Source organism: Bradyrhizobium sp. 14AA (assembly GCF_054185205.1).
In genome coordinates, this window is sequence record NZ_JAVAYM010000001.1 from 637,332 (window position 1) to 662,337 (window position 25,006).

Annotated in this window: 27 protein-coding genes; 10 read left to right on the forward strand and 17 right to left on the reverse strand. The window is 65.4% G+C overall.

All coding sequences use genetic code 11. The features are described from left to right. The first annotated feature begins 9 nt into the window (after positions 1 to 9). Both RAD15_RS02885 and RAD15_RS02890 read left to right on the forward strand, forming a co-directional pair. The gene (locus RAD15_RS02885; RefSeq protein ID WP_458174153.1) at positions 10 to 1,167 is read left to right on the forward strand and encodes an ABC transporter substrate-binding protein; all 1,158 of its coding nucleotides are present in this window, start codon (positions 10 to 12) and stop codon (positions 1,165 to 1,167) included. Beyond that, entirely contained in the window at positions 1,167 to 3,236 is a 2,070-nt protein-coding gene (locus RAD15_RS02890) for a putative bifunctional diguanylate cyclase/phosphodiesterase (RefSeq protein WP_458174155.1), read from the forward strand. Before RAD15_RS02885 ends, RAD15_RS02890 begins: the two co-directional genes overlap by 1 nt. An 11-nt stretch (positions 3,237 to 3,247) precedes the next feature. On the opposite strand, the gene RAD15_RS02895 is transcribed toward RAD15_RS02890, so the two are convergent. The 9 genes from RAD15_RS02895 to RAD15_RS02935 all read right to left on the reverse strand — a co-directional run bounded on the left by RAD15_RS02895 (position 3,248) and on the right by RAD15_RS02935 (position 10,097). After that, a complete protein-coding gene (locus RAD15_RS02895) occupies positions 3,248 to 3,973 on the reverse strand; it encodes a sulfite exporter TauE/SafE family protein (protein WP_458174157.1) in 726 nt (241 codons plus the stop codon). A gap of 43 nt (positions 3,974 to 4,016) precedes the next feature. Beyond that, entirely contained in the window at positions 4,017 to 4,934 is a 918-nt protein-coding gene (locus RAD15_RS02900) for a ribokinase (protein ID WP_458174159.1), read from the reverse strand. 9 nt (positions 4,935 to 4,943) lie between these two features. Further along, complete coding sequence (gene rpiB / locus RAD15_RS02905; protein WP_239626100.1) at positions 4,944 to 5,390, reverse strand: ribose 5-phosphate isomerase B; 447 nt, start codon at positions 5,388 to 5,390, stop codon at positions 4,944 to 4,946. A gap of 67 nt (positions 5,391 to 5,457) precedes the next feature. Next, positions 5,458 to 6,252 (reverse strand): transporter substrate-binding domain-containing protein, encoded by a 795-nt coding sequence (locus tag RAD15_RS02910; protein WP_458174161.1) that lies wholly within the window; start codon positions 6,250 to 6,252, stop codon positions 5,458 to 5,460. A gap of 20 nt (positions 6,253 to 6,272) precedes the next feature. Continuing rightward, entirely contained in the window at positions 6,273 to 7,031 is a 759-nt protein-coding gene (locus RAD15_RS02915) for an amino acid ABC transporter ATP-binding protein (RefSeq protein ID WP_458174163.1), read from the reverse strand. A gap of 1 nt (position 7,032) precedes the next feature. Continuing rightward, on the reverse strand, positions 7,033 to 7,701 hold the full coding sequence (locus RAD15_RS02920) for an amino acid ABC transporter permease (RefSeq protein WP_458174165.1): 669 nt from the start codon (positions 7,699 to 7,701) through the stop codon (positions 7,033 to 7,035). A gap of 7 nt (positions 7,702 to 7,708) precedes the next feature. After that, positions 7,709 to 8,392, reverse strand: a complete 684-nt coding sequence (locus RAD15_RS02925; RefSeq protein ID WP_458174167.1) for an amino acid ABC transporter permease — start codon at positions 8,390 to 8,392, stop codon at positions 7,709 to 7,711. 10 nt (positions 8,393 to 8,402) lie between these two features. Further along, a complete protein-coding gene (locus RAD15_RS02930; protein WP_458174169.1) occupies positions 8,403 to 9,302 on the reverse strand; it encodes an NAD(P)-dependent oxidoreductase in 900 nt (299 codons plus the stop codon). Between the two features lie 54 nt (positions 9,303 to 9,356). Beyond that, the gene (locus tag RAD15_RS02935; protein WP_458174171.1) at positions 9,357 to 10,097 is read right to left on the reverse strand and encodes a FadR/GntR family transcriptional regulator; all 741 of its coding nucleotides are present in this window, start codon (positions 10,095 to 10,097) and stop codon (positions 9,357 to 9,359) included. 260 nt (positions 10,098 to 10,357) lie between these two features. On the opposite strand from RAD15_RS02935, the gene RAD15_RS02940 reads away from it, so the two are divergent. Together RAD15_RS02940 and RAD15_RS02945 are read left to right on the forward strand one after the other, a co-directional pair. Next, complete coding sequence (locus RAD15_RS02940) at positions 10,358 to 10,726, forward strand: GFA family protein (protein ID WP_458174173.1); 369 nt, start codon at positions 10,358 to 10,360, stop codon at positions 10,724 to 10,726. 97 nt (positions 10,727 to 10,823) lie between these two features. Then, on the forward strand, positions 10,824 to 11,639 hold the full coding sequence (locus RAD15_RS02945; RefSeq protein ID WP_458174175.1) for a DUF4886 domain-containing protein: 816 nt from the start codon (positions 10,824 to 10,826) through the stop codon (positions 11,637 to 11,639). Positions 11,640 to 11,746: 107 nt separating this feature from the next. Here RAD15_RS02945 and RAD15_RS02950 read toward each other — a convergent pair whose 3' ends face one another. Further along, positions 11,747 to 12,523 carry an exodeoxyribonuclease III gene (locus RAD15_RS02950; RefSeq protein ID WP_458174177.1) on the reverse strand — a complete coding sequence of 259 codons (777 nt, stop codon included), beginning with the start codon at positions 12,521 to 12,523 and terminating at the stop codon, positions 11,747 to 11,749. A gap of 41 nt (positions 12,524 to 12,564) precedes the next feature. On the opposite strand from RAD15_RS02950, the gene RAD15_RS02955 reads away from it, so the two are divergent. Beyond that, positions 12,565 to 12,783 (forward strand): hypothetical protein, encoded by a 219-nt coding sequence (locus RAD15_RS02955; protein WP_458174179.1) that lies wholly within the window; start codon positions 12,565 to 12,567, stop codon positions 12,781 to 12,783. A 160-nt stretch (positions 12,784 to 12,943) separates the two neighbouring features. Here RAD15_RS02955 and alr read toward each other — a convergent pair whose 3' ends face one another. From alr to RAD15_RS02970, 3 genes are all read right to left on the reverse strand, one after another. Further along, the gene (alr, locus tag RAD15_RS02960) at positions 12,944 to 14,227 is read right to left on the reverse strand and encodes an alanine racemase (RefSeq protein ID WP_458174181.1); all 1,284 of its coding nucleotides are present in this window, start codon (positions 14,225 to 14,227) and stop codon (positions 12,944 to 12,946) included. 57 nt (positions 14,228 to 14,284) lie between these two features. Next, complete coding sequence (locus RAD15_RS02965) at positions 14,285 to 15,796, reverse strand: replicative DNA helicase (protein ID WP_458174183.1); 1,512 nt, start codon at positions 15,794 to 15,796, stop codon at positions 14,285 to 14,287. A 756-nt stretch (positions 15,797 to 16,552) separates the two neighbouring features. Beyond that, positions 16,553 to 17,803, reverse strand: a complete 1,251-nt coding sequence (locus tag RAD15_RS02970; protein WP_458174185.1) for a class I SAM-dependent methyltransferase — start codon at positions 17,801 to 17,803, stop codon at positions 16,553 to 16,555. A 280-nt stretch (positions 17,804 to 18,083) separates the two neighbouring features. Between RAD15_RS02970 and RAD15_RS02975 the strand changes: the two genes are divergently transcribed. The 3 genes from RAD15_RS02975 to RAD15_RS02985 all read left to right on the forward strand — a co-directional run bounded on the left by RAD15_RS02975 (position 18,084) and on the right by RAD15_RS02985 (position 20,266). After that, entirely contained in the window at positions 18,084 to 19,082 is a 999-nt protein-coding gene (locus RAD15_RS02975; RefSeq protein ID WP_458174187.1) for a hypothetical protein, read from the forward strand. Positions 19,083 to 19,190: 108 nt separating this feature from the next. Continuing rightward, positions 19,191 to 19,787, forward strand: a complete 597-nt coding sequence (locus RAD15_RS02980; protein WP_458174189.1) for a TetR/AcrR family transcriptional regulator — start codon at positions 19,191 to 19,193, stop codon at positions 19,785 to 19,787. 11 nt (positions 19,788 to 19,798) lie between these two features. After that, positions 19,799 to 20,266 carry a PaaI family thioesterase gene (locus RAD15_RS02985; protein ID WP_458174191.1) on the forward strand — a complete coding sequence of 156 codons (468 nt, stop codon included), beginning with the start codon at positions 19,799 to 19,801 and terminating at the stop codon, positions 20,264 to 20,266. 115 nt (positions 20,267 to 20,381) lie between these two features. Here RAD15_RS02985 and rplI read toward each other — a convergent pair whose 3' ends face one another. From rplI to rpsF, 4 genes are all read right to left on the reverse strand, one after another. Next, complete coding sequence (gene rplI, locus RAD15_RS02990) at positions 20,382 to 20,984, reverse strand: 50S ribosomal protein L9 (RefSeq protein WP_458174193.1); 603 nt, start codon at positions 20,982 to 20,984, stop codon at positions 20,382 to 20,384. 49 nt (positions 20,985 to 21,033) lie between these two features. Then, complete coding sequence (locus RAD15_RS02995; protein WP_458174195.1) at positions 21,034 to 22,014, reverse strand: hypothetical protein; 981 nt, start codon at positions 22,012 to 22,014, stop codon at positions 21,034 to 21,036. 126 nt (positions 22,015 to 22,140) lie between these two features. Continuing rightward, complete coding sequence (gene rpsR / locus RAD15_RS03000; RefSeq protein ID WP_007592020.1) at positions 22,141 to 22,380, reverse strand: 30S ribosomal protein S18; 240 nt, start codon at positions 22,378 to 22,380, stop codon at positions 22,141 to 22,143. Between the two features lie 5 nt (positions 22,381 to 22,385). Next, positions 22,386 to 22,886, reverse strand: a complete 501-nt coding sequence (gene rpsF / locus RAD15_RS03005; RefSeq protein ID WP_183239588.1) for a 30S ribosomal protein S6 — start codon at positions 22,884 to 22,886, stop codon at positions 22,386 to 22,388. Between the two features lie 343 nt (positions 22,887 to 23,229). Here rpsF and RAD15_RS03010 point away from each other — a divergent pair, with 343 nt between their 5' ends. Together RAD15_RS03010 and RAD15_RS03015 are read left to right on the forward strand one after the other, a co-directional pair. After that, a complete protein-coding gene (locus tag RAD15_RS03010) occupies positions 23,230 to 23,934 on the forward strand; it encodes a TetR/AcrR family transcriptional regulator C-terminal domain-containing protein (protein WP_458174197.1) in 705 nt (234 codons plus the stop codon). Between the two features lie 3 nt (positions 23,935 to 23,937). Continuing rightward, positions 23,938 to 24,963, forward strand: coding sequence for a fatty acid desaturase family protein (locus tag RAD15_RS03015; protein WP_458174199.1), 1,026 nt, complete (start codon positions 23,938 to 23,940; stop codon positions 24,961 to 24,963). The last annotated feature ends 43 nt before the right edge of the window (positions 24,964 to 25,006 follow it).

Here is a 25,006-nt window from a genome sequence, read left to right on the forward strand (position 1 = left end):
GCGACACGAATGACGGGACTTTTGCGCATATTGCTCGCCGCGGGCATGGCCTGCGGCGTTCTTATGCCGCCTGGCGGCGCTGTTGCGGCTGACGCCAAGCGTCTCGACATCGTCTTCGTCAATCCCGGCAAGACCGGCGAGGTCTATTGGGACATGGTCGCGCAGACCATGCAGGCCGCCGGGCGCAAGCTCGACGCACATGTCGAGGTGCTGACCAGCGAGCGCAACTACCGCACCATGCAGGAGCTCGGCTTCGGCGTGGTCGCCCGCGCCGACAAGCCCGACTTCCTCATTCTCTCGAACGAGGAATCCGCCGCCGTTCCGATCCTGGAGGCGGCCGAGGCCGCCGGCGTCAAGACGCTGCTGCTCTCGAACACGCTGATCGGCGACGATGCCGTGCGTCTCGGACCGCCGCGCCAGACGCTCAAGACCTGGCTCGGCGACATCACGACCGATCTCCAGACCGCGGGCGCGCGGATGGCCAATGCTTTGATCCGCACCGCACGTGCCGAGAAATGGCAGAGTCCGGACGGCAAGATCCACATTCTCGGCATCGGCGGCGACGAGATCACGCCGGCCTCGATCGCGCGCAACGCCGGGCTCAAGCTCGCGGTGGACGGCGCGCCCGACGTTGTGGTGGACCGCATGCTGTTCGCCAACTGGACGCAGTCCGAGGCCGAGCAGGTCACGGCGAATTATCTCAGCTGGGCCGCGCGCAAGGAGATCCGGCCCGCCGGCATATGGGCCGGGAACGATCCGATGGCGCTCGGCGCGCTCCGCGCGGCGGCCGCTGCCGGCCTCGTGCCCGGCCGGAACATCGAGGTGGTCGGTCTCAACTGGTCGGAAGACGCGCTGCGCGAGATCAAGGCCGGCCGCCTGCTCCTGACTGACGGCGGGCACTTCCTGCTCGGCGGCTGGTCGATCGTCCTGCTCCGCGACTACGCCGATGGCTGCGATTTCGCCGCCGCTTCACCCCGCGTCGAGGTCAAGACATCAGCGATCACGCGCGACAATCTCGCCTCAGTCGGGGACCTCATCAAGACGCGCGCCTTCGACCGGATCGATTTCGCGCGGTTCAGGGCGAAGGCGGGACGCTGCGGCCGGTATGATTTCTCCATAGACGCGCTGGTCTCGTCCCTTGCGCCACCTGACGGCCTCGGTGACTGATGCGCAAGGATGAGGCGATGACCGATCCGGACCGCGACGGGCAGGCAGCGCCACCGCGCCTGCGCTCGGTCGTCCGCGCGATGATCTGGGCCACGGTCCCCGTTCTGCTGCTGGTGCAGCTGCTCGCCTCCGCCGGCGTCGAGGTCTCGAGCTTCTGGTCGCAGACCAGGCAGCTCGACGCCCGCATTGCCCGCGTCGCCGAGAGCCGGGCCGAGCTGATCGCCGAGCCGCTCTGGAAGATGCGCTACGACCAGGTCACCGGCGTGCTCAACGAGATCATGCACGACGAGACCATCGCGGCGGCAGCCGTCTACGACGACACCGGCGTTGCGATCGCCCGCGTGGTGGCGCGCCCGGCGGACCAGGCGGTCGCGGAGGTCTCCCGTCCGGTCAACTACCGCAACGGCAACATCGCCGTGCAGGCAGGACGCATCGCGATCGCCTATTCCTATGCGACGGCGTATGCGGACACGGGCAGCCGGCTGATGCTGCTCCTCGTCGTCGGGCTGCTCGCGACGCTTGCGACCATGGTCGCGATGCGGATCTCGGCCAACATCTTCATCGGCAAGCCGCTCGCCGCGATCATGTCGGCGATCCAGCGCAGCAAGCAGGACGGCCGCGCCTATCCGGCGGATATCAGGTCGTCCAATGAATTCGGCCAGCTCGCACACGCCTTCAATGCCATGCAGCGCACGACGTCGGGCGCGCTCGACCGGCTCGGCCACATGGCCTCGCACGATCCGCTCACGGGCCTGCCCAACCGCCGCTCCCTGACCGAACGCCTGGTAACCTTGAGCGGCGATGCCGGTTCTCCGGACACCCTGATCGCCTTCTGCTTCATCGACCTCGACGATTTCAAGGACATCAACGACACCTTCGGCCATGATGCCGGCGACAAGTTCCTGGTGCACATTTCCGAGCGTCTTCGCGGCGCGGTCGAGCCGCAGGATTGGGTCGCGCGGCTCGGTGGCGACGAGTTCGTCGTGATCCGCCCCGAGGTCAGCAACGAGGCGACTGCGAAAGCATTCGCGCGCCAATTGCTGGATGCGATTTCCGAGCCGATCCGGCTGCACGACAAGCAGGTCGTGCCGCGCGCCAGCATCGGCCTTGCGGTGCGCCGCGCCGGCGACCCCGAATTGTCGCATTTGCCGGCGCTCGCCGACATCGCGCTCTATCATGCCAAGAGCAAGGCGCCCGGCACCGTCGCCGTGCTGGACGAGGCGCTGCAGCGCGACTACCGCCGCCGCAGGGATCTCGAGCTCGCCATTCCCACCGGCTTCGCCGAGGGGCAGTTCGAGGTCTGGTACCAGGGCCAGGTCGATCTCGACAGCCACGACATCGTCGGCCTGGAAGCGCTGATCCGCTGGCGCCACCCCGAATACGGCGTGATCGGTCCCGGCGAATTCCTGCCGCTGATCGAGCGCAGCGGCAACAATGCGCGGCTGACGCGCTATGTGCTGACCGATGCCTGCCGCGCGCTGCAACGGCTGGCCACCGCCGGGAGGCCACAGATCCGGATCGCGATCAACCTGCCGCCGTCCGAGCTCGCCGACCATTCGTTCGCCGCCGAGCTGCGCGCGACCTGCGCGCGCTTCGACGTTGAGGCATCACTGCTCGAGCTCGAGATCACCGAGGGATCGCTGATCAACAACATCGCCAGCGCATCCGAGACGCTGCATCGGCTGCGGCGCCTCGGCGCCACCATCGCGCTCGACGATTTCGGCACCGGCTACAGCTCGCTCGCCCATCTGCGCCGGTTTCCGCTCGACAAGGTCAAGATCGACAAGGCGTTCATCAGCGAAATCCCCGACAGCGCGGAAGACAAGGCGATCGTCGGCGTCATCGCATCGCTCGCCGGCACGCTGGGGCTGACCCTGGTCGCCGAAGGCATCGAGCGGGCCGAGCAGGCCGCGGCCATGCGCGAGATGGGCGTGAGGTTCGGACAGGGCTTTCTCTTCCAGCGGCCGCAGCCGTTCGAAGCCGTGCTGCAATGGCTCGAGAGGCAGCCGGCAGCCGAGAGCCGCGTCGTCGCCGACAGCCCGTCGATCGCGCCCGAATTCGCCGCCTGAACTCAGCGCGACTACGGCTGGGTGGCATTCCAGAGCATCGAGAGCCCGGCCGCGATCATGATGGCGTCCATCACCAGGCGGAACATGTCTGGTTTCATGTGGAGCACGAAGCGCTTTGCGACGAAGGCGCCCGACATCAGCGAGGCGCCCGCAACCAGGCCTTTGATGAAGACATCGCCCGTCAGCGCGCCGAAACGTTCGAAGGTCACGGATTTCGCGAAATAGAGGCCGAGCGAGGCGGCGGCTTCGGTGGCGAGGAAGGCGCCCTTACTCAGCCCGTAAAACAGGAACAGCGGAACGCTGAGCGGGCCGGTCGAGACCACGATGCCGGTGAGATAACCGATGATCGCCCCACCGATGGCGAGATGCCAGAGATTGGCCTTGAGGTCGTGCCGCGCCAGCCAGTGCCGGACCGGCACCATGGCGATCAGGAAGACGCCGATGGCGAGATCCACGGCATGCGAGGGCAGGGCCAGCAGCGTGCGCGCACCGAGCACGGCCGCCGGAACGCCCGTGACCGAATAGGCCGCGCAGGCCCGCCAGTCGACTTCGCGCCACCAGGCCAAAATCCGTGAAAAATTGGCCATCACGGAGGCGACCGCCATGATCGGCACGGCTTCCTTCGGCCCATACGCATAGACCAGCACCGGCATCAGCATGATCGACGAGCCCGTGCCGACGATGCCTGAGATGGTGCCGGCGATGAGGCCGACGGTGAGAACGAAGAGAAAGGCCAAGGGCAGGGCTCCGGGAATCGGAGCACTTTAGCCATGGACGACGCTAAGCGAGAGACGGAATCTTCGCCCGCATCGGCATGCCGGGCTGCGCACCCGGCATGAGGCACTTTTGGGCCGCCGCTTCGCATCCAACCTGGAGGGCCATTTGAAGCGGAACCTTCTCGTGGATCATCGCCGCAAACGCACCGGCAAAGGTGTCGCCGGCCCCGGTGGTGTCCACCGGCGTGATACGCGGGGCGGGCGCGCGCAAGCGGGTTCCGTCCGCCGCGACAGCCAGGGCGCCTTGCGCACCGGCGGTGACGATGCAGGTGAGGTCGCCGGCCCTCGCGAGTGCCGAGCTTGCTGCTTCGTAGTCGGATCCGGCAATGCCGATGGCCGCTGCGGCACCCATTGCCTCATGCTCGTTGACGAGCAGATGGTCCGTGACCGCGAGAAGCTCCGTCACCATTTCACGGGTCATCTTCTCCGGGACGGGCGCGAGATTCCAGATCACGGTGCCGGAGGCCGATCTCGTCCGATGGGCGGCGTCCAGTGCTTGCGCAAATGGCACCTCCATTTGAAGCACGAGCACGCTGTCGGAACTGAAGAGTTCGGCCGGGAGGTCATCGGCATTCGCGGCCATGTTGGCGCCGCTGGCCACCGTGATCGCGTTCTCTCCGGCTTCATCGACGGTGATGAAGGCGCAGCCGGTGGGCTCGTCGGCCCTGACAATGAGATCGGTATCGATGCCGTTCGCCCTGAGGTTCTCGATCGCGCTGTCGCCGAATCCGTCCCGGCCGACACGGCCCGCCATCCGCACGCGTCCCGAACCCGCGATCCGCGCGGCAGCCACCGCCTGGTTCGCGCCCTTGCCGCCGAAATGGCGCTGATAGGACGGTGCAAGCACCGTGCGGCCCGGGCCGGGAATGACCGGGACCTGCGCGACCAGGTCGATGTTGAGCGATCCGAACACCAGGATCATGGCGGGACGTCAGCCTTGCTCGTCCATGACGCGCAGCTTCTCCACGCGGCGGCGGAAATCCTCGTCCGTCGAGAACTCGGCCGAGAGGTAGGACGAGACGAGATCCACGGCGAGCCAGGCGCCGACGATCTGCGCGCCGATGCACATGACATTCACATCGTCGTGCTCGACGCTCTGATGGGCCGAATGCACGTCGTGGCAGACCGCGGCGCGGATGCCCTTCATCTTGTTGGCCGCGATCGAGGCGCCGACGCCGGTGCCGCACACCATGATGCCGCGTGCCGCTTCACCCGACGTCACCTTCTGCGCCACGGCCCGGGCGATATCGGGGAAGTCCACCGGCTTGTCGTCATGGGAGCCGACGTCCACGACGTCGTGGCCAAGCTTGCGGATGTGGTCGATGACGGTCTGCTTGAGCGGCCAGCCGGCGTGGTCGGATCCGATGACGAGACGCATATGATGTCCTTCTTGATTGGCATTGACCGTGACAGCCTGGAAACGGCTGTCACGGGTCTCTCTGGTTTCAGCTGCGCATGTCCGCCGGCAGATCGACACCGTGGAATTTCTTGTAGATCGCGTTGAGCTTGCCGTTCTTGACGTTCTCGGTGATCCAGGCGTTCAGCTTGTCCATCAGGCGCTGCTCGCCCTTCTTCAGGCCGATGGCGAGGTCGAAGGTTGCGAGCGGAATCTTCGACTCGAAGATGCGGGCCGGATTCTTGACGCCGATCTGGTTGATGATCGTGGCCGACGTGCCGACGCAATCGACCTGACCGGAGACGGCCGCCGTGACTTCCGTGGCGTCGTCGTCATAGCGGGCGATCTTCAGCTCCTTGTCCTTCATATTGGACAGGGTGGTATCCTGCGTGGTTCCGCGCGAGACGCCGATGGTCTTGTCTTTCAGGTCCGGCCAGTCCTTGACGTTCAACGACTTCAGGCAGCCGACGTCGGATTGCAGCGTCGCATAGCGCTTGGTGAAGTCGATGACCTTGGCGCGATCGGGCGTCACCGACAGGGTCGAGATGATGATGTCGGCCTTCCCGGTCAGGACGTTGGGGATGCGGGTCGCGCCGGTGGTCTGGATGAATTCGAGCTCGAGCCCCCAGTCCTTGGCGAGCAGTTGTGCCACTTCGACGTCGGAGCCGGTCGGCTTCATCGTGCTATCCATCATGCCCGAGGGCGGGATGGCGAGGTCGGTCGAGATGCGGATCTTCTTGGCCTGCGTGATGTCATCGAGCAGGTCGGCCGATGCCGGCGTGGCCGCCATCATGACGAGGCTGCACAGTGCGACGGTGGTGCCCAGCAGTGACTTCTTTATCATCCTTGGTTCTCCTCTCCCTGTTATGATTTTAGGTTTCCGGTGCCCACGAATTGCGTGAGTTCAGGCGTCGTCGGCGACGTCAGGATCGAGGCTGGCCCGGTCTCGTGGACCTTGCCGCGATGCATGAAGACGATTCGGTCGGCGATGCCTTTGGCAAAGCCCATCTCGTGCGTGACCATCACCATGGTCATGCCGTCGGCCGCGAGCTGCTCGATCACCTTCAACACCTCGGCGGTGAGCTCGGGATCGAGCGCGGAGGTGACCTCGTCGAACAGCATGACCTTCGGCTGCATTGCCAGCGAGCGGGCGATCGCCGCGCGCTGCTGCTGGCCGCCCGAGAGTTGCTCAGGGTAGGCGTGCAGCTTCTCCTCGAGCCCGACCTGCGCCAGCACTTTTCGCGCGAGGTCCTTTGCGTGAGAATTCGCCATGCCCTTCACCGCGCAGGGCGCCAGCGTGATGTTCTGCTCGATCGTCAGGTGCGGAAACAGATTGTAGCTCTGGAACACGATGCCGACGTCCTGGCGCAGTGCGCGCAGATCGACGTCGGGGCGATCGACGCGGTGTCCGCAAACGACGATCTCGCCGCCGTCGACCTTCTCGAAGCGGTCGATGCAGCGCAGCGCCGTGCTCTTGCCGGAGCCGGAGCGGCCGATGAGGGCGAGCACCTCGCCGCGTTCGACGGCAAAGGAGACGCCATCGAGCACCCGAAGCGGGCCGAAGCTCTTCTGCACGTCGCGGAGCGACACGATCGGTTCGGAGGAGGGGGCGTTTTGTTGCATGTCAGGCTGGCGCAAGGTTGGACCTGCCACGCCCCATCCGCCGTTCCAGCCTCTGGCTGAGCAACGATAGTGGGTAGCACATGGCGAAATAGGTGACGGCGATGATCGCGTAGATGGCGAACGGCTCGAATAGCGAGTTGTTGACGATCTGGCCCGAGCGCATCAGCTCGACGAAGCCGACCACGGAGGCGAGCGAGGTGTTCTTGATGATCTGCACCATGAAGCCGACGGTCGGCGGCGTCGCGATGCGGATCGCCTGCGGCAGGATCACCTTCGTCATGCGCTGGGTCCGGCTCAGCGCGAGCCCCTCGGCGGCCTCCCATTGCGGCTTCGGCACGGACTGGATGCAGCCGCGCCAGATCTCGCCGAGATAGGCGGCGACGTAGAGCGTCAGCGAGGCACCGGCGGCAGCGAGCGGCGAGACCTTGAGGCCGATCGCGGCGAGGCCGAAATAGCCGAGGAACAGGATGACGAGCAGCGGCGTGCCCTGGACGAGCTGAACATAGACGGCGCTGGCGATCCGCACGGATTTGAGTGGGGAGATGCGTGCCAGCGCGATCACGAAGCCGACGATGCCGCCGCCGATCAGCGCGATCACCGAGAGACCAATGGTCCACAGCGCGCCCTGGCCGAGGAACATCAGATGATTGATGTTGAGATGTCCGCCCATGGTCATCTCACAACGGCGTGCCGAGCCGGCGACGGCGCGGGAATAGCACGAGCCCGAGGCCCCAGAAGCCGGCGCGCATCGCCAGCGACAGGATGACATAGAGCACGGCGACGATGATGTAGGTTTCGAATGCGCGATAGGTGTCCGACTGGATGTAGTTGGCGACCGCGGTCAGCTCCTCGGCCGAGATCTGCGAGCAGACCGATGAGGCCAGCATCAGCAGCACGAACTGGCTGGTGAGCGCCGGATAGACCTTCTCGACCGCCGGCAGCAGGATGATGTGCCAGTAGATCTGGAGACGCGACAGCGCCAGCCCCTCGGCGGCCTCGATCTGCCCGCGCGGGATCGCCTCGAAGCCGGCGCGCATGATCTCGGCGGTGTAGGCCCCGACATTGATGGTCAGCGCGGCCACGGCGACCGTGAAGGCGGAGAATTTCAAGCCCAGGCTGGCGAGGCCGAAATAGACCAGGAAGATCTGTACCAGCAGCGGCGTGTTGCGGATGGTCTCGACATAGGCCTTGCACGCGCCTGATATCAGCGCGTTGTGCGAGCCGCGCCCGACGGCCGCGAGCGTGCCGAGCAGGGCGCCGAGCACCGTCGCGAAGGCCGCAAGCTCCAGCGTGAGGACGGCGCCGGCGAGAAAACTCGGCCAACGCTCCAGCACTGCGGGAAAGTCGAGTTGAAGGCTCATCGTCGCCCGTTCAGCCGGTGGTCTGGTTGGTCATGCGGTCATAGACGCGGAACAGTGCCTGGTTGCCGTTGCTGCCTTCGCCATGGGCACGCGCGTCGACATATTGGCTGGTGACCAGCGCGGTGCCGGGCAGCGGCACGCTCAGTGCCTGCGCGTGCTCCTGCACGAGGCGAAGGTCCTTGAGCTGGAGATCGATCCGGAAGCCGGCGGCGACGTCGCCCGCGATCATCTGGGGGCCGAGCTTGTCGAGCATCCAGGAGGCGGCGGAGCCGCCCAGCAGCACCCGGCGCAGCAGATTGAGATCGAGGCCCGAAGCGCGGCCAAGCGCGAGCGCTTCGCAGATCGCCTGGATGTTGATGCCGCAGATCAGCTGATTGCAGAGCTTGACGGTCTGGCCGGCACCGGCTGCGCCGACATGCGTGATGGTCGTGCCCATCGCGCGGAAGAACGGCTCGGCCTGCGCAAAGGCAGGCGCATCGCCGCCCGCCATGATGGAGAGCGCGGCATTCTTCGCGCCCACGGGTCCACCCGAGACCGGCGCATCGATGAAGCTGACGCCGATCTTTTGCAGGTCGGTATGGATGCGGCGGACCGCGACCGGCGAGATCGTGCTCATGTCGACGATGAGCTTGCCTGATGGCGGCGACTTCAGGAGGCCGTGCTCGCCGTAAATGGTCGCCTCGACATGGGGCGTATCCGGCAGCATCGTGATGACGATGTCAGCGGCCTGCGCGGCATTGGCCGGGCTGTTGGCACGCGTCGCGCCTTCCTTGACGCTATCGGCCAATGCGGCCTCGTTGAGATCGAAGACGCGAACCGCGTGGCCGGCCATCAGCAGGTTGCGCACCATCTCGCGGCCCATCGTGCCGATGCCGATGAAGCCGACATTGCCCTTGTCGTTCCGTCCCATGTTATCGATCCGTTTCTTGGTTCTTTGGCTTCCTGGTGGACCGGTGTGCCCCGGTCAGCCTGAGGCGCTGGTCTTGTCGATGTCGCCGACGATGGCGCGCCTGCGATATTCGTCGCCGATGGCAAAATGCTTGCGCAGCGTCGCGTCCGCCCGCTCCGGATCGCGCGCGATGACGGCGTCGAAGATGCGGCGGTGGTCGTCGATCAGATAGGTCTTCATCGACGGGAAGGCCTGCACCAGCTCGCGGCGGCTGCGGTGCGAATGCGTCAGGAGGCCCGCCATCGAGCTGTGCAGCACGGTCAGCGTCTCCGAATGCGATGCCACGACGATGGCGCGATGAAAGTCGAAATCGGCCATGCCGCCGGCATCCGCTTCGTCGATCGTCTCGCCGATCTTGGCCAGCGCGCGCTGCAGGCGTTCGAAGTCGGCAATGTTGGCGCGCTCGCAGGCGAGCCGGATCGCCTGACACTCGATCGCGACGCGCGCCTGCATGACGTCGTCGAGCATGTCCGCCTGCTGGGCCAGCGCGAAGGTGAAGAAGTCGTTCAGCACGGAGACGTCCGGCCGGGTCACGACGGTGCCGATGCGGTCGCGGATCTCGACGATGCCGAGCACGGTGAGGGCGCGCAGCGCCTCGCGGACGATCGGCCGGCTGACGCCGAGCAGGGTTGCCAGCTCGCGCTCGGAGATCAGGCGGTCACCGGGCTTGAGCGAGCCGGCAAGCAGGCGTTCGCGCAAGAAGGCGAATACCTTCTCGAACCCTTTTTCGCCTTCGGCGGTCCGCTTGAGCTCCATCCCTGTCTCGCCTGGTCTGATCTTGGTCAGACCAGTATGCTGACCAGAGCGCTCAGGTCAAGCGGCCGAAGTTAAACGGGCGGGGGAAACGGTTGAGGCTAAGGCATTGATCCGACTAGGGCCGGCTACTGTGCATGGGGTTGTTTTTCATATTTTTTGTTGGAGGGGGCCCGAAGGCCGCGACCCGAGGCTCGCTGCTGACAGCATGTTGGCAGCAGCGCCCGGCTACGACCATCTCCTGACAAAACGGAGAGTGGATCATGCCGATCGAGGCAAGCTGTCATTGCGGTGAGACGGTGTTCGAGGTGACGGAGGCGCCGTCTAGCGTGACCCGCTGCACCTGTTCGCTGTGCGCCAAGCGCGGCGCGTTGTGGGCCAATTACACGCCGGCGCAGTTTCGCCTGCTGTCACCGCCGGACAACGTCGCGACCTATCTCTGGGGCAGCCGCACGGTCAGGCATCATTTCTGCGCCGCTTGCGGCTGCGGCACCTATTCGGAGTCACCGGACTGGTCGAGCGGCAAGCCCGATTTCGACAATCCCAGGGTTGGCGTGAATGCGCGCCTGTTCGACGATTTCGATCTGGAGGCGGTGCCGGTGAACATGATCGACGGCAAGAATTTGTGGTGAGCATGAAAGGCGCGCACCTCACCGCTGCGCGCCCGTCCTCTTGAGGCCGTTTTGAAAAGCTGGTTTGTTTCCGGCCCTGGAAAAAGGGAGGAAGCCCATGACGCGTCTTTTTGCGCGAGTGATGCTCGCAATGTGTCTGGCCGTTGCGGCCAGCCTCAATGCACAGGCGCAGACCAAGCCGAAGGTCACTTCGCTCGGACCTGACTTCCCCAAGGCGGCGCTGTTCGTCGGCAACAGCTTCTTCTACTACAACAACGGCATGCCCGGGCATCTCACCTTCATGGAGCGGGCGGCCGATGCCGCGAGCAAGGCGGCGTATCGCAACACCATGGTCACGATCGGCGGCTCCGGCCTCGACTGGCACGACATGGACAATCTGCTGCGGCCGGCGGGCATCGGCGCCTATTCCTTCGACGAGCAGAACGTCGTGATCTTCAACAAGCCGGGCAAGCAGTACGACGCCGTCGTGATGATGGATTGCAGCCAGTGCCCGATCCATCCGCAATTGAAGGATGCGTTCACGACCTTCGCGAAGAAGGACAGCGAGATCGTCCGCGCCCACGGCATGCGGCCGGTGTTTTTTATGTCCTGGGCCTATGCGGACAAGCCTGAGATGACGGAAGCGTTGGCCGAAGCTTACACGATCGCCGGCAATGCCAATGACGCGCTGGTCATTCCGGCAGGCCTTGCCTTCGCACGGGCGCGCAAGCTCGTGCCCGAGCTCAATCTCTATGCCCCGGACAAGCGGCATCCGAGTCCGGCAGGCACGTATCTGGCGGCGTGCGTGACGTTCGCCGCGCTGAGCGGCCGCACGCCGGTTGGCAATTCCTACAACATGGCTCTCGATGCGGAGACGACGCAGCTCTTGCAAAAGGCGGCGTGGGACACGGTGCAGGAGTATTACGGGCGGTGATCTCGGGTGATCTAGTAGGGTGGGCAAAGGCGCACTTGCGCCGTGCCCACCATCTGTCCGCATAATCGAATTTGGTGGGCACGCTTCGCTTTGCCCACCCTGCGAGATCACGGCTGCTTCAGCACCACCCACGCCGGCGCATGATCGCTCGCGCCATCCTCGCCGCGAATCTTCTTGTCGACGCCGGCTTTCACGAGGCGCGGGGCGAGGGCGGGGCTGAGCAGCAGATGATCGAGCCGCAGGCCCGCATCGCGCGGCCAGCGGTTTCGCTTGTAGTCCCAGAACGTGTAGATGCGTTTCTCTGGATGCAGTTCGCGGATCGCATCGCACCAGCCTTGCGCAACGAGCGAGGCAAACGCCGCGCGGCTCTTCGGCTGGATCAGCGCATCCTTGTCCCATGAGCGCGTCGGATAGATGTCGATCTCTGTAGGCGCGACGTTGTAGTCGCCCGCGAGCACGACCGGCAGGTCCTGCTGGATGAAGGTGTTGGCGTGACGCCTGAGGCGCGCGAACCAGTCGAGCTTGTAATCGAACTTGGGTCCGGGCTGCGGATTGCCGTTCGGCAGGTAGATGCTGGTGACGATGATCCCGCGCACGGCCGCTTCGATATAGCGGGCTTCGAGATCGCCGGGCTTTCCCGGCAAGCGATCGCGGGTGAGAATGGGCGCGGCATTGCGCGCGAGGATGGCAACGCCGTTCCAGGTCTTCTGTCCACACCAGACTGCGCCGTAGCCGGCCTTTTCGAGTGCGGCCGCCGGAAATTCGCCATCACTTGCCTTCAACTCCTGAAGCGCGACGACATCGGGCTTTGCCGCGCGCAGCCATGCCAACAGATTGGGCAGGCGGCGGTTGATGTTGTTGATGTTGAATGTCGCGATCTTCATGTAGAGCTACCGGCTCCTGCCTTCCGTCTTCCGGAGATACAATGTCCAAGTTGAGCTTTGCCGCACTCGCATTCGTTGCCGCGTTCTCCGGAGCTACTTCGGCACAGTCAGCCGATACGCGCGGCGCATGCAAGGCGGACTATGACAAATTCTGTGCCGGCATCGCGCCCGGCGGCGGCATCGTCGCCTGCCTCAACGCCAAGCGCGACCAGCTCAGTGCGACCTGCAAGACGGCGCTGGACAGCAGGAAAAAGAAATAAGCGCCCACTCTCGTGTCCCGGACGCGGTGCGGCGTGTAACGCCGCTCCGCACAGCCGGGACCCAGAAAGCGACATGGTACGATGCGGAGAGATGGGCCCCGGCTCTGCGGCGCATCGCTGAACTAGCGCTGCGTCGCGTCCGGGGCACGAGTGTGTCTGCTTAGCTCGGCAGCGGCGGCGGGGCTGCCGGCTGCTCGATCGGCGGCGGTGAGGGCGGCTGCTCGGCCGCCTGCGCGGGCTCCGGCTTCGCCAGCGGTTCGACCACGTTGCCGCCCTTGTAGACGCGGGCGTAGCGGTGGCCGAGGCTGGTCAGCACCTCATAGCCGATGGTGCCGAAATGATGCGCGAGCTCGTCGACGGTGATGCCTTCGCCGAGCAGCGTCACCATGTGTCCGCGCCGCACCGCGTTCGGCGGCAGGTCGGTGATGTCGATGGCGATCAGGTCCATCGAGACGCGGCCCGCGACCGGGCAGCGCTTGCCGGCCACGATCACCTCGGCGCCGCGGGTGCCGTCGTTGGAGCTGGCGGCGCGGAAATAGCCGTCGGCATAGCCGACCGCGATGATCGCGAGCTTGGTCGGCCGCCGCGCGGTCCAGGTGCCGCCATAGCCGACGCTCTCGCCGCGCTCGACGTTGCGGATCTGGACGATGCGCGCCTTGAGATCGACGACCTGCTGCATCGGATTGTCGGCCTCCGGCGTCGGGTTGACGCCGTAGAGGGCTGCGCCCGGCCGCACCAGGTCGAACTGGAAGGGGGCGCCGAGGAAGATGCCTGAGGAATTGGCGAGCGCCGCCGGCACGCCGGAGAATTCGCTGGCGATGGCGCGGAAGGAAGCGAGCTGCTTGGCATTGACGGGGCTGTTGAGCTGCTCGGCCGAAACCAGATGGCTCATCACCAGCGTGATGCCGTGATCGCCGGCATTGATGCGGGGGATGATGGCCTGCGCTTCCGATAGCGTCAGGCCGAGCCGGTTCATGCCGGTGTCGATGTGAACGGCGGCGCCGCCGTTCCAGCCGGTGCGGCGGCAGAACACGTCCCATTCGGCGAGCTCGTTGAGATCGCCGATCACGGGCCGGCAGTTGATCTTGGCGTAGTGCTCGCCGGTGTTCTGGAAATAGCCGCCGAGCACGTAGATCGTGGGCTCCGGGACGGCCGCGCGCACCTTGCGCGCTTCCTCGATGGTGGCGACGAAGAAGGTCTTGCAGCCCGCCTTGTTCAGGGCGCGCGCGACCTGCTCGGCGCCGCAGCCATAGGCGTCCGCCTTGATCACCGCCGAGCATTCGGCGGGTACGGCCGTCTTCTCGAGCTTGCGCCAGTTGGCGATGATGGCGTCGAGATCGACGGTGAGCACGCCGCCATAGGCAGCGAGCGCGGCAGCCTGATTGGCCTCCGCGGAGAGAAGGCCGGATTGCGAGGTCATTTTCGGATCGGACGCCATTGTCATGGCGCCGTTTTACGCAAGAGACCCGCGCGGTTCAACCCAAGGAACTGAGTAAGGAACTCAGTAGTCGTTGCTGCTGCGTGCCGGCAGCTGACTGTCAGGCGCCAGGTCGCCGAACCGCGTGACCGAGGCTTCGAACGCCAAATCAACCGTGCCCGTCGGGCCGTGGCGCTGCTTGCCGATGATGACTTCGGCCTTGCCGTACGCAAGGTCCATGTCCAGGCGCCATTTCTCGTGCTCGGGCGTGCCCGGGCGCGGCTCCTTCATGGCGAGGTAATATTCCTCGCGGTAAACGAACAGCACGACGTCGGCGTCTTGCTCGATTGATCCGGATTCACGCAAGTCGGAGAGCTGCGGTCGCTTGTCTTCGCGGGATTCGACCTGGCGCGAGAGCTGGGACAGCGCGATGACCGGAACGTTGAGCTCCTTGGCGAGCGCCTTCAGGCTGGTCGTGATCTCCGTGATTTCCTGCACGCGGCTGTCGCTGGCGCGCTTGCCCGAGCCCGACAGCAGCTGGATGTAGTCGATCACGAGGAGATCGAGGCCCTTCTGTCGCTTCAGCCGGCGCGCACGTGCCATCAGCTGGGCGATCGACAGGCCGCCGGTCGCGTCGACATAAAAAGGCAGCGACTGCAGCTCGATCGAGACTTCCCGGATCTTGTCGAAATCGGCTTCCGTGATGCCGCCGCGGCGGATGTGGGAGGAGGAAATGCCGGTGCGCTCGGCCACGATACGCGTGGCGAGCTGGTCGGCCGACATTTCGCAGGAGAAGAAGCCGATCACGCCGCCATTGGCGGCCTTCGTGGTGCCATCGGCCTGGACCTCGGGAACATAGGCTTTGGCGACGTTGTAGGCGATGTTGGTCGCCAGCGACGTCTTGCCCATGCCCGGGCGTCCGGCCACGATGATGAGATCGGAGTGCTGCAGGCCGCCCATCTTGGTGTCGAGGTCGCGCATGCCCGTCGAGATGCCCGACAGCTTTCCGTCGCGCTGGAACGCCTTGGCCGCGAGATCGACCGCGACCGCCAACGCCTGCGAGAATTTCTGGAAGCCGCCGTCATAGCGGCCGGATTCGGCGAGTTCGTAGAGGCGGCGCTCGGCGTCCTCGATCTGCGCCCGCGGCGCAAAATCCACCGGCGCGTCATAGGCGACATTGACCATGTCCTCGCCGATGCCGATCAGGTCGCGGCGCAGCGCCAGGTCATAGATGGTGCGGCCATAGTCCTGGGCGTTGATGATGGTGGTCGCTTCGGCCGCGAGCCGCGCCAGATATTGCCCGATGGTCATGCCGCCGACATCGGTGTCGGCGGGCAGGAACGTCTTCAGCGTGACGGGCGTCGCGATCTTGCCCATCCGGATCAGGCTGCCGGCGGTCTCGAAAATGGTCTGGTGCAGCGGCTCGAAATAGTGCTTCGCCTCGAGGAAGTCCGAGACGCGGTAGAAGGCGTCGTTGTTGACCAGGATCGCGCCCAGAAGGCTCTGTTCCGCCTCGATATTATGCGGCGCGCTCCGATAGGTCGGAGTTCCAGCGTCGGGCGCGAGTTTGAGAACGTTCGAATCAGTCAGGGCCATGATCGAGCGATAGCAATTTTCTGGGGCGGATGCGGGGCCGGGATAAAGCGCCGCCTCGGCCCAAAGCGGAAGCAAAAGCTGCCCGCTATCAACCGATCATTAAAATGGTGGATGATTGGCCGGGGCGGCACGCGCCGCGCTTGACGGATTTTCGCGGAACCCCCTCCGCGGGGAAGCAGCCACGACCGCGCCACGGGAAAATCCGGATGAAATGAACCTAATGGATTGGCGCGCAGACGTATCGAGAAGCATGCGAAACGGCGCGCGCTGGCCGCTTTCGGCTCGCCTTCAGACCAGCAGGAGGTAGACCAGCGCAACCAGGGCCGCCCCGACGCCGGTGACGATCAGGGCGTAATCGGTGCGGAGGTCGTCCTGCACGTCGAATGAGGTTTGGGTCTCTTTGCTCATGGCGACGGTCTAGGCCAGGGCCGACCAGACTTATGTGAAGCAGATCACATCTCCCCGGATTCTTTCGGGGGGAGAGCCGGAACAGGGAAGCGGGCAGGGGGTTGTCTCCGTCCCGCAATCAAGAAGACGAGGCAAGCGATGCGGCCAGAACGGCAGCACCAGATCTGGCGAAGCGAGGCAGGCAGCCGGCTTTGGCTGTCGGGGCTGATCGCGGCCATGGAGCACGCCGGGCAGCCCGAAGTGCGGCGCCAGCCGGTGGCCCCCGAAATCCTCGTGGCGCTACGGGCGCAATTGGCGTTAACGGCTACTTTCCGGTCCGCTCCGATTTCGACCCTGCGTCATTAGGACTTATTCACCAGCCAGCTTCAGCCTGGGCCTGGCACCGCCTTCACGGGCGCGTAAGCGGCCCTCTTCGCGTGCGATGTAGGCGCGCGTCAGCGGCACCACGCCCTGACGCCGGGTCAGCTGGATCTGGAAGTTCATCATGGCCTGCTTGCGGAACGTCATCTCGCACGCCGCCAGATAGAATTCCCACATCAAGGCGAAGCGTTCGTCGTAGAGCTGTACGGCTTCTTCGCGCCGCGCCATGAAGCGTTCCCGCCAGGCCTTCAGCGTCTCGGCATAATGCAGGCGCAGGATCTCGACGTCGCAGAGCAGCAGCCCCGCGCGCTCGATCGCCGGCAGCACCTCCGACAGAGCGGGGATGTAGCCGCCGGGGAAGATGTATTTTGCGATCCAGGGATTGGTCGAGTCCGGGCCCTGCGAGCGGCCGATCGAATGCAGCAGCATGACGCCGTCCTCGCTCAGCAATTCCGCGCAGCGCTGGAAGTAGGTGTCGTAGAACCTCTCCCCGACATGCTCGAACATGCCGACCGAAACGATGCGGTCGAACGGCCCGGCTATGTCGCGATAGTCCTGGAGCAGGAATTTGGCGGAGCCGGTCAGGCCCCTTTCTGCCGCGCGTGCATTGGCGACCTGCAGCTGCTCCGTCGACAGCGTGATGCCGGTGACGTCGGCGCCTGCGATCTCGGCGAGATAGAGCCCGAGCCCGCCCCAGCCGGAGCCGATATCGAGCACGCGCAGGCCGCGCCTGACGAGCAGCTTTGCGGCGATATGCCGTTTCTTGGCGAGCTGCGCGTCGTCGAGCGCGGCGTCCTGCGTCTCGAAATAGGCGCAGCTATATTGCTTGTCGGCATCCAGGAAGAGTGAATAGAGCCGGGCGTCGAGATCGTAGTGGTGCGCGACGTTGGTGCGGGAGCGGGAGCGCGGATTGAACTGCTTCAGATGGCGCGTCAAATAGCGCAGGTGCCACCAGGGTTTTGCCCACTGCGGCAATAGGTCGGGTTGATCGAGCAGGATCGCGAGGGCATCAGCTATGCTGCCGCGTTCGACGACGAACTCGCCGTCCATATAGGCCTCGCCAAGCCCGAGCTCGGGATTGACGAGGATCTTCCGCTCGGCCTCCGCGGTGACGAAGCGCACCGCGACCGGCGCGCCGGAGCCGTCGCCGACGGTGAACTTGGACCCGCGTGCGCCGGTTACCGTCAACGACCCGCGGCGGATGAATTGAGACAGAAATCGACGCAACAAGCGGTCCATCGACACCTTCCTCCCGGGCGAACCCGAAAGATCCGACTAACCCGGCCGTTCATATCTGACGCCCGGATGCCGCAGCGGTTCCTATGCGTTTGCATGTAAATGTAGGAGGGCGGTTTCGGTCTCGCTATTGCGCTGTGATCACAGCCGATATTCCAAATGCGCTTAATCACATCCTTGCGCGCGGACCCTGCTTCCATTCATGGCTCAATCCGCTAAAAGGTGGACCGCCGCCGCGCCGGATGCCGGCTGCATTCGCGGAAATTCAATGGAGATGATGGGAATGTCGAGCCGAGCGCTCAGCCTCGCGACGGTATTGCTTCTGATTGGCTTCGGCGCGACCGATACCGTTCTTGCGCAGGCGACGAACCTCGAGGCCGGCAAGGCCCCATCCCAGCTTTTCGCGCAGACCTGCAATGCCTGCCACAAGAGCCCGCGCGGCCTGTTGAAGACCGTGGCGCCGGGGTCGCTACCGGGCTTCCTGCGTCAGCATTACACGACCAGCTCCGACATGGCCGGCGTGCTTGCCTCCTACCTCGTCTCCAACGGCGCCACCGACACCCGCTACCAGGCCAAGGACGGCAAGGACAAGAAGGACGCCGCCAAGGACAAGGAAGCCAACACCGCGCCAGGTCAGGCGCCCGAACATCAAGGCCGCCGTCAGCGCTCCCAGGACGCCGCCAAGCCGGAAGGCGAGGCCGCCGCGCCCGTAGCCGAAGGCGCGCGCCAGAAGCGCGCGGCGCGGCCGACCGAGGAAGGCGCCAAGGAAGCCGTGAAGCCCGAGGGCCAGGCCGCGCCCGAAGGCCGCAAAGGTAAGCGTCGCGGCAAGCCCGGCACCGAAGAAGCGCCGAAGGTCGACGCCGCCGCCCCGGCCATTGAAGACAAGAAGAGCGAGCCGAAGAGCGAGTCCAGGCCCGAGAGCGCGAAGGTCGAGCCCGAGGTCAAGCCCGACAGCAAGCCGTCCGAGAAGTCTGCTGAGCCCAAGCCTGTTGAGTCCAAGCCTGCTGACTCTAAGCCTGCTGACTCCAAGCCCGAAAGCGCCAAGGTCGAGCCACGCGGCAGCGATACTCCGGCGCTGCGGCCCGATCCGGTGCCGCAGGTGACACCGGCTCCGCCGGCTGTCGCCACGCCCAAGGCGGTAGAAGAAGCTCCCAAGCCGGCCGCGCCTGCCGCCAGCTCCGAACCGGCAGCCAAGCCGCAGGACGCGGCGCCCCCCGCGACCGCTGCGGCCCCGCCACCGGCGGAGTCTTCCGGGCCGCCGGCGCCGCCGATCTCGCGATAGCCGACCCATATTTTCGATCGATTTGCGAAGGCCGCGCTCACCGCGGCCTTCGCATCGTCTTGACCATGATTAGAGCATTGCTCTAGAGTTATACTCTAGGAGATGCCGATGGCTGCGAGCGTACGTGACGACCTGTTGGCGGCGGGCCTTTTCGTGTTCGACAGGGTCGGCTTCGAAGCTGCGACGGTGGCAGCGATCCGCGCCCGGGCGCGCGCCTCCAATGGCAGCTTTTTTCATGTCTTCGGATCGAAGAAGGAACTGGCGGGTGCGCTGTTCCTGGAGACGCTGAGGCACTATCACGCCGCGGTGCTGGCGGCGCTCGATCCTGTCCCCGATGCCGAGCAGGGCATCGATCGCCTGATCAGGGCGCATCTCGACTGGGTCGCGACCTGCCGGCGCGAGGCGCGCTACCTCTTCGAGATCTCGCGTAGCGAATGGGGCGAGGACGTTCGCGACGCCCAGCGCGCGCAGAATGCACGGCTTGCCGAAGGCATCGAGCGCTGGCGCGCGCCGCTGGTCGCGCGTGGCGAGCTGTTGCCGATGACGCCGGTGATGTTCGTCAGCCAGCTCATCGGTCCGGCGCAGATCTTCTGCCGCGCCTTCCTCTCGGGACGCGACCGCGCCGATCCGCGCATTGAGGCCGACACGCTGATCGCTTGTGCGATCCGCGCGCTGGTGCCGCCCGAGCGCATCAACAGGAAATGAGGAGAGGCTGCATGCAGAACGAAGCAGATCCCGAATTTGAACCGATCGCCGAACGCATTCACGCCAATGTCGGCCGGCAGGGTTTCATGAACCTGGTCGGTGCCGAGCTCTCGGAATTGTCGCGCGGTACCTGCACGATCGCGGTGGAGAGACGGCCGGAGCTGCTGCAGCAGCACGGCTTCTTCCACGGCGGCGTCACCGCCTTTCTGGTCGACAACGCCACGACGATCGCGGCCGCCGCCTCGCGCGGCCAGCCGGCACTGACGGCGGAATACAAGCTCAATCTGTTGTCGCCCGCGGTCGGCGAGAAGCTGATCTGCCGGGCCAGGGTGATCAAGCCAGGCCGTCAGGTCTCGGTCGTTGCCGCTGATGTGTTCTGTGTCAGCGACGGCATCGAGAAGCATACGGCGACGGCGCTGGCCTCGATCGCGATGCTGAGCGAGGACGTCGCCGCCAAAACGAAAAGCCCGGCCGCCTGAGGCGACCGGGCTTCTGATTCAATTCGTCATTCCGGGGCTCGCGAAGCGAGAACCCGGAATCTCGAGATTCCGGGTTCGGTCCTGCGGACCGCCCCGGAATGACGGGCTGATCTGCTTACTTCTCTTCTTCGGCCGGAGCGGGCGCGGGCTCGTCGTCGTGCTGGGCTTCCGGATCGAAGAACTCGCCGGCGGCGGCGATCGCCTCGGCGGCCGCGTCGCGGTCCTCGTTGCGGGTCGAGATGTCCTCGCCGCGGTTGATGCGCTCGGCCTCGTCCTGGCTGCGCGCAACCGTGACGGAGACCTCGACCTCGACCTCCGGGTGAACGGCGACGGTGATGGTGTGCTTGCCGATGGTCTTGATCGGTGCGTCGAGCTGCACCTGGGGGCGCTCCAGCGCAACGCCGTCGGCCTCGAAGGCGGTGACGACGTCACGCACCGTGACCGAGCCGAACAGCTGGCCGGCTTCCGAAGCCTGACGGATCACGATGATGTTCTTGCCCTGGATCTTCTCGGCGACCTTGGACGCCTCGCCCTTGGACGCGAGGTTGCGGGCCTCGAGGTCGGCCTTCATGCCGTCGTACTTGGCGCGGTTGTCGGCGGTGGCGCGCAGCGCCTTGCCACGCTTGAGCAGGAAATTGCGGGCATAGCCGTCGCGAACCTTCACGACTTCGCCCATCTGACCGAGCTTGTTGACGCGTTCCAGCAAAATGACTTCCATATTCGTTCTCCTTTGAAGTGCTCTTTGAGTTTTGGTTTCAGGGTTGGACTTAAGGGGTTGGCAGAGGCGGCGGCTGGCGCGTCCGCAGGAAGCGCTCGCGGAAGCCGAACACGGCATCGGCGAGGCCGAGGATCACCATCGCGATCACGGGCCAGCCGAACACGACCACGACGGCGTAGGTCGAGCCGAGCCAGAAGGTGCGGCTCTTCAGCGCGAGCGTCAGCGTATGCAGCACCGCGAAGCCGGTGAGGGCATAGCCCATCATCAGCGCCGCCGTGGTGATCTGCGCGACGATCGCGAGCAGTCCGCCGGTGAAGCAGAAGGCGAGCGCGACGCAGAGCGCCACGAGCGTCATCGGCGGCAGTTCGGCCGTCATCAGGTCCGGCCAGGGACGGCGCAGACGGGCCGACGTCGCCGTGATCTTGGCGCTGAGCCAGAGATTGAGGGTGAGCGTCATCATTGCGACGATGGTGGCGGCGGCCGGTGCGATGCGCACCAGCGCATCGACGAACTGGTCGGTTTCGCCCGAAGTCTGCGGGTCGGTGGCGCGAAGGATGCGCATCAGGCCGCGCCGCAGCGTGCCGGTGATGGTATCGGAATCGGTGCCGAGCGTGAGCAGGGCGGCGATCGTGGTCAGCGTGGCAAAGCCCGCGATCCACAGCAGGAGGCGGCCGACGGGAAACCATTCGAGCTCGGGCCCGGCCGGCGGCTCGGTGGCGGAAGCGTCAGGGGCGCCGCTCCCCACCTGCCGGCTGAGCAGCACGAGATGGCCGAGCCACCAGGCCGGCAGCGCGACAGTGACGGCAAAGGCGATGCAGTAGGGCAGGCCGAACAGGGCGCCGAGGCCGATCGCAGCAGTGATGCCACCGATGCTCGCGCAAAGCGGCCCCCAGCCGATCGCGGCGACCATCAGCGGCAACGGTGCGAGATAGAACAGGACGAGCGAGATCAGCGCGCCCGACACGATCGAGGCGAACATCAGGGCCGACGCAGCGCCGGCGATCAGGGCTATCAGTCCAAATGCCATCATCAGCTGTCCCGCTCCCTTCGAGCGGTTAGAGGCATTTCGCCCCAACCATCGGCGACCGGACGACCCGGAAGCCTTATGAAACCGGTAGAGCGGCCGGCGGCGATGTCGTCGCCGGCCGTATTCGTCTTAACGAATGACGTAGGGCAAGAGGCCCAGGAACCGCGCGCGCTTGATGGCGCGGGCGAGCTCACGCTGCTTCTTCGCGGACACCGCGGTGATGCGGCTCGGCACGATCTTGCCGCGCTCGGAGACGTAGCGCATCAGCAGCTTGGAGTCCTTGTAGTCGATCTTCGGAGCATTGGCGCCCGTGAACGGGCAGCTCTTGCGACGACGGAAAAACGGACGGCGTGCACCAGCTTCAGCCATTGATCTTACTCCCCATCCGTCGTGGTGGTTTCAGCTTCTTCGCGCGGACGGCGTGGGCCGCGATCACCGCGGAAGCCACCGTCGCGATCACCGCCACGGAAACCGCCCTCGCGGTCGCCACGGAAGCCGCCTTCACGCTCGCCGCGGAAGCCGCCGCCACGGTCGTCACGCTCGCGATCGCGGTCGGCCTTGCGCATCATCGCGGACGGGCCTTCCTCGAGCTCCTCGACGCGGACGCTGAGATAGCGGATCACGTCTTCGCTGATGCGCTCCTGGCGCTCGATCTCGGCGATCGCCGCGGACGGCGCGTCGATGTTGAGCAGCACGAAGTGCGCCTTGCGGTTCTTGTTCATGCGGTAGGTGAGGGAGCGCACGCCCCAATTCTCGGTCTTGGTGACCTTGCCGCCGAGACCCTCGACGATACCGGTCATCTGCGCAGTCAGCTCTTCGACCTGCTGCGGGCTCGCGTCCTGACGCGCGAGAAAAACATGCTCATAGAGAGCCATGGTGGTCCTTTCCTCATGTTGGCGCATCGCCCGGCGTCAAGCCCTTAAGAGACCTTCGGAAAGGACTCTGGGATTAAGCTCAGAAGGCGGAAACACGGGACGACGGGCCGACTGGCCCTGCCACACCAAAATCACGAGTGATTTGTTGAGACCGTCCGTTCAGCTCCCGGCCGGGGTCTGCGGATGCGCGCCTTATACGGATTTTGGCCGGCTTTGCAAGATTGGAGGGCCGATTTCGGCGGTATCGTCCCGATGCAGGTCGACAAGAGCCCGTGCTCTCATACCCTTCAGGCTTGATTTATTTGTTTGTATGTCATACAAATAAATTAACGGAGAGGTCCCCATGGCGGAAAAGTCGGTCTATGAGCCGGTTGAGACGGCTGGCGACCCCAAGCATGCGGCGCGCGCCACGCGTTCGGCGGGCCGCAAGATGCGCTCGCTGCTGCTGGACGCGGCAAGCCCGCTGTTCCGGGCGCAAGGCCTGTCAGGCACGGCGATCACCGACATCGCGGCCGCGGCGGACGCATTCCCGAGCCAGATCACCTATTATTTCCGCACCAAGGAGGCGCTGTTCGTCGAATGCGCCTGTCGCGATCTGCTTTATCTGGCGCGCGCGACCGAGCAGGCGGCGCTGAAGGCGCGCACGCCCCGGGACTACACCCACGCGCTGGCGGAGACCGTGACGGCGAGCGATTCGGTCGCTTTCTTCGCCGAGGCCCTGACGCTGACGCGGCGGCGCCAGGATCTGGCGCCGCTGGTTGAACGCACCGTCGAACGCCTGCACGCCGAGGGCGCGCGTGCCTATGCCAGCCAGGTGGAGCGGCATGGCTGGCGCTCCCTGCGTGCGCCCGACGAAAGCTCGCGGCGGTTCTGGGCCGTCGCCATCGGCGTCATTCTCGAAGGCTACGCCATGGGCCGTTCGCCCGAGGCACTCTGCGCCGAGATGCTGCGCGTGCTTGGCGACCAGGCGAAATCCACCGGCGATACCGCGCGCCTGCGTCTCGTCGACGAGCGCGACGCATCCGGCAATTCGAACGAGGAGGGTTAGGCCATGACCGCGCTTCGCATGCGTGCCCGCGATTTCCTTACCGACGATCAGCTTGCCGACGTGCGCCAGCGTGTCACCTGGAAAGGCGTCGCGCTGATCGCGCACGCCTGGGCACTCATCATCGGCGCAATCGCCTTGGTGGCGTGGTGGCCCAATCCGATCACCTACGTTCTCGCCGTCGCCATCATCGGCTCGCGCCAGCTTGGGCTAGCGATCCTGATGCATGACGGTGCGCATGGCTGCCTGTCCGCCGACGAGAAAACCAATCTGGCCCTGAGCCAGTGGTTTTGCGCCTATCCGCTCTTTGCGGAGACGCGCAGCTACCGGCGCTACCACCTGCAGCACCATGCGCGGACCCAGCAGGAGGACGATCCCGATCTCGTGCTGTCGGCGCCGTTTCCGATCACCAAGCTGAGCTATCGTCGCAAGTTCATGCGCGATATCACGGGGCAGACCGGTTACCAGCAGCGCAAGGCGCAATTGCTCAATGCGCTCGGGCCGAAGGACTGGCCCTGGCGCCAGCGTGCCGCGCATTTCTGGGAGAAGCTGGGCCCGCAATGCCTCGTCAATGCCGCGATGTTCGCAAGCCTGGCCGCGGCCGGCGTGTGGTGGGCCTATCCGCTGCTGTGGCTGGTGCCGCTACTCACCTGGATGATGGTCATCACCCGCATCCGCAACATCGCCGAGCACGCCGTCGTGCCCGACAGCAGCGATCCCTTGCGCAACACCCGCACCACCCATGCCAATCTTATCGAGCGGCTGTTCATCGCGCCGTACTACGTGAATTATCACCTTGAGCATCATCTGCTGTTCTACGTGCCCTGCTACAATCTGCCGAAGGTGCATCGCCTGCTGAGCGCGAGCCGGCACGCCGGCCGCATGGAGGTGCAGCCGGGCTACGCGGCGGTGCTGCGGCTTGCGACCACGAAGCCGAACCGCGACGATCGGCCGGGTCAGTTGGTGAACAGCGCGCGCCGCGCCCAGGCCGGCGCAGAGGTCGATGCCAACCAGACGGCCGGCGGATTCTAAAGCGCGATGAGATTTGGATGAATCGTCATCGCGCTTTAGGTTG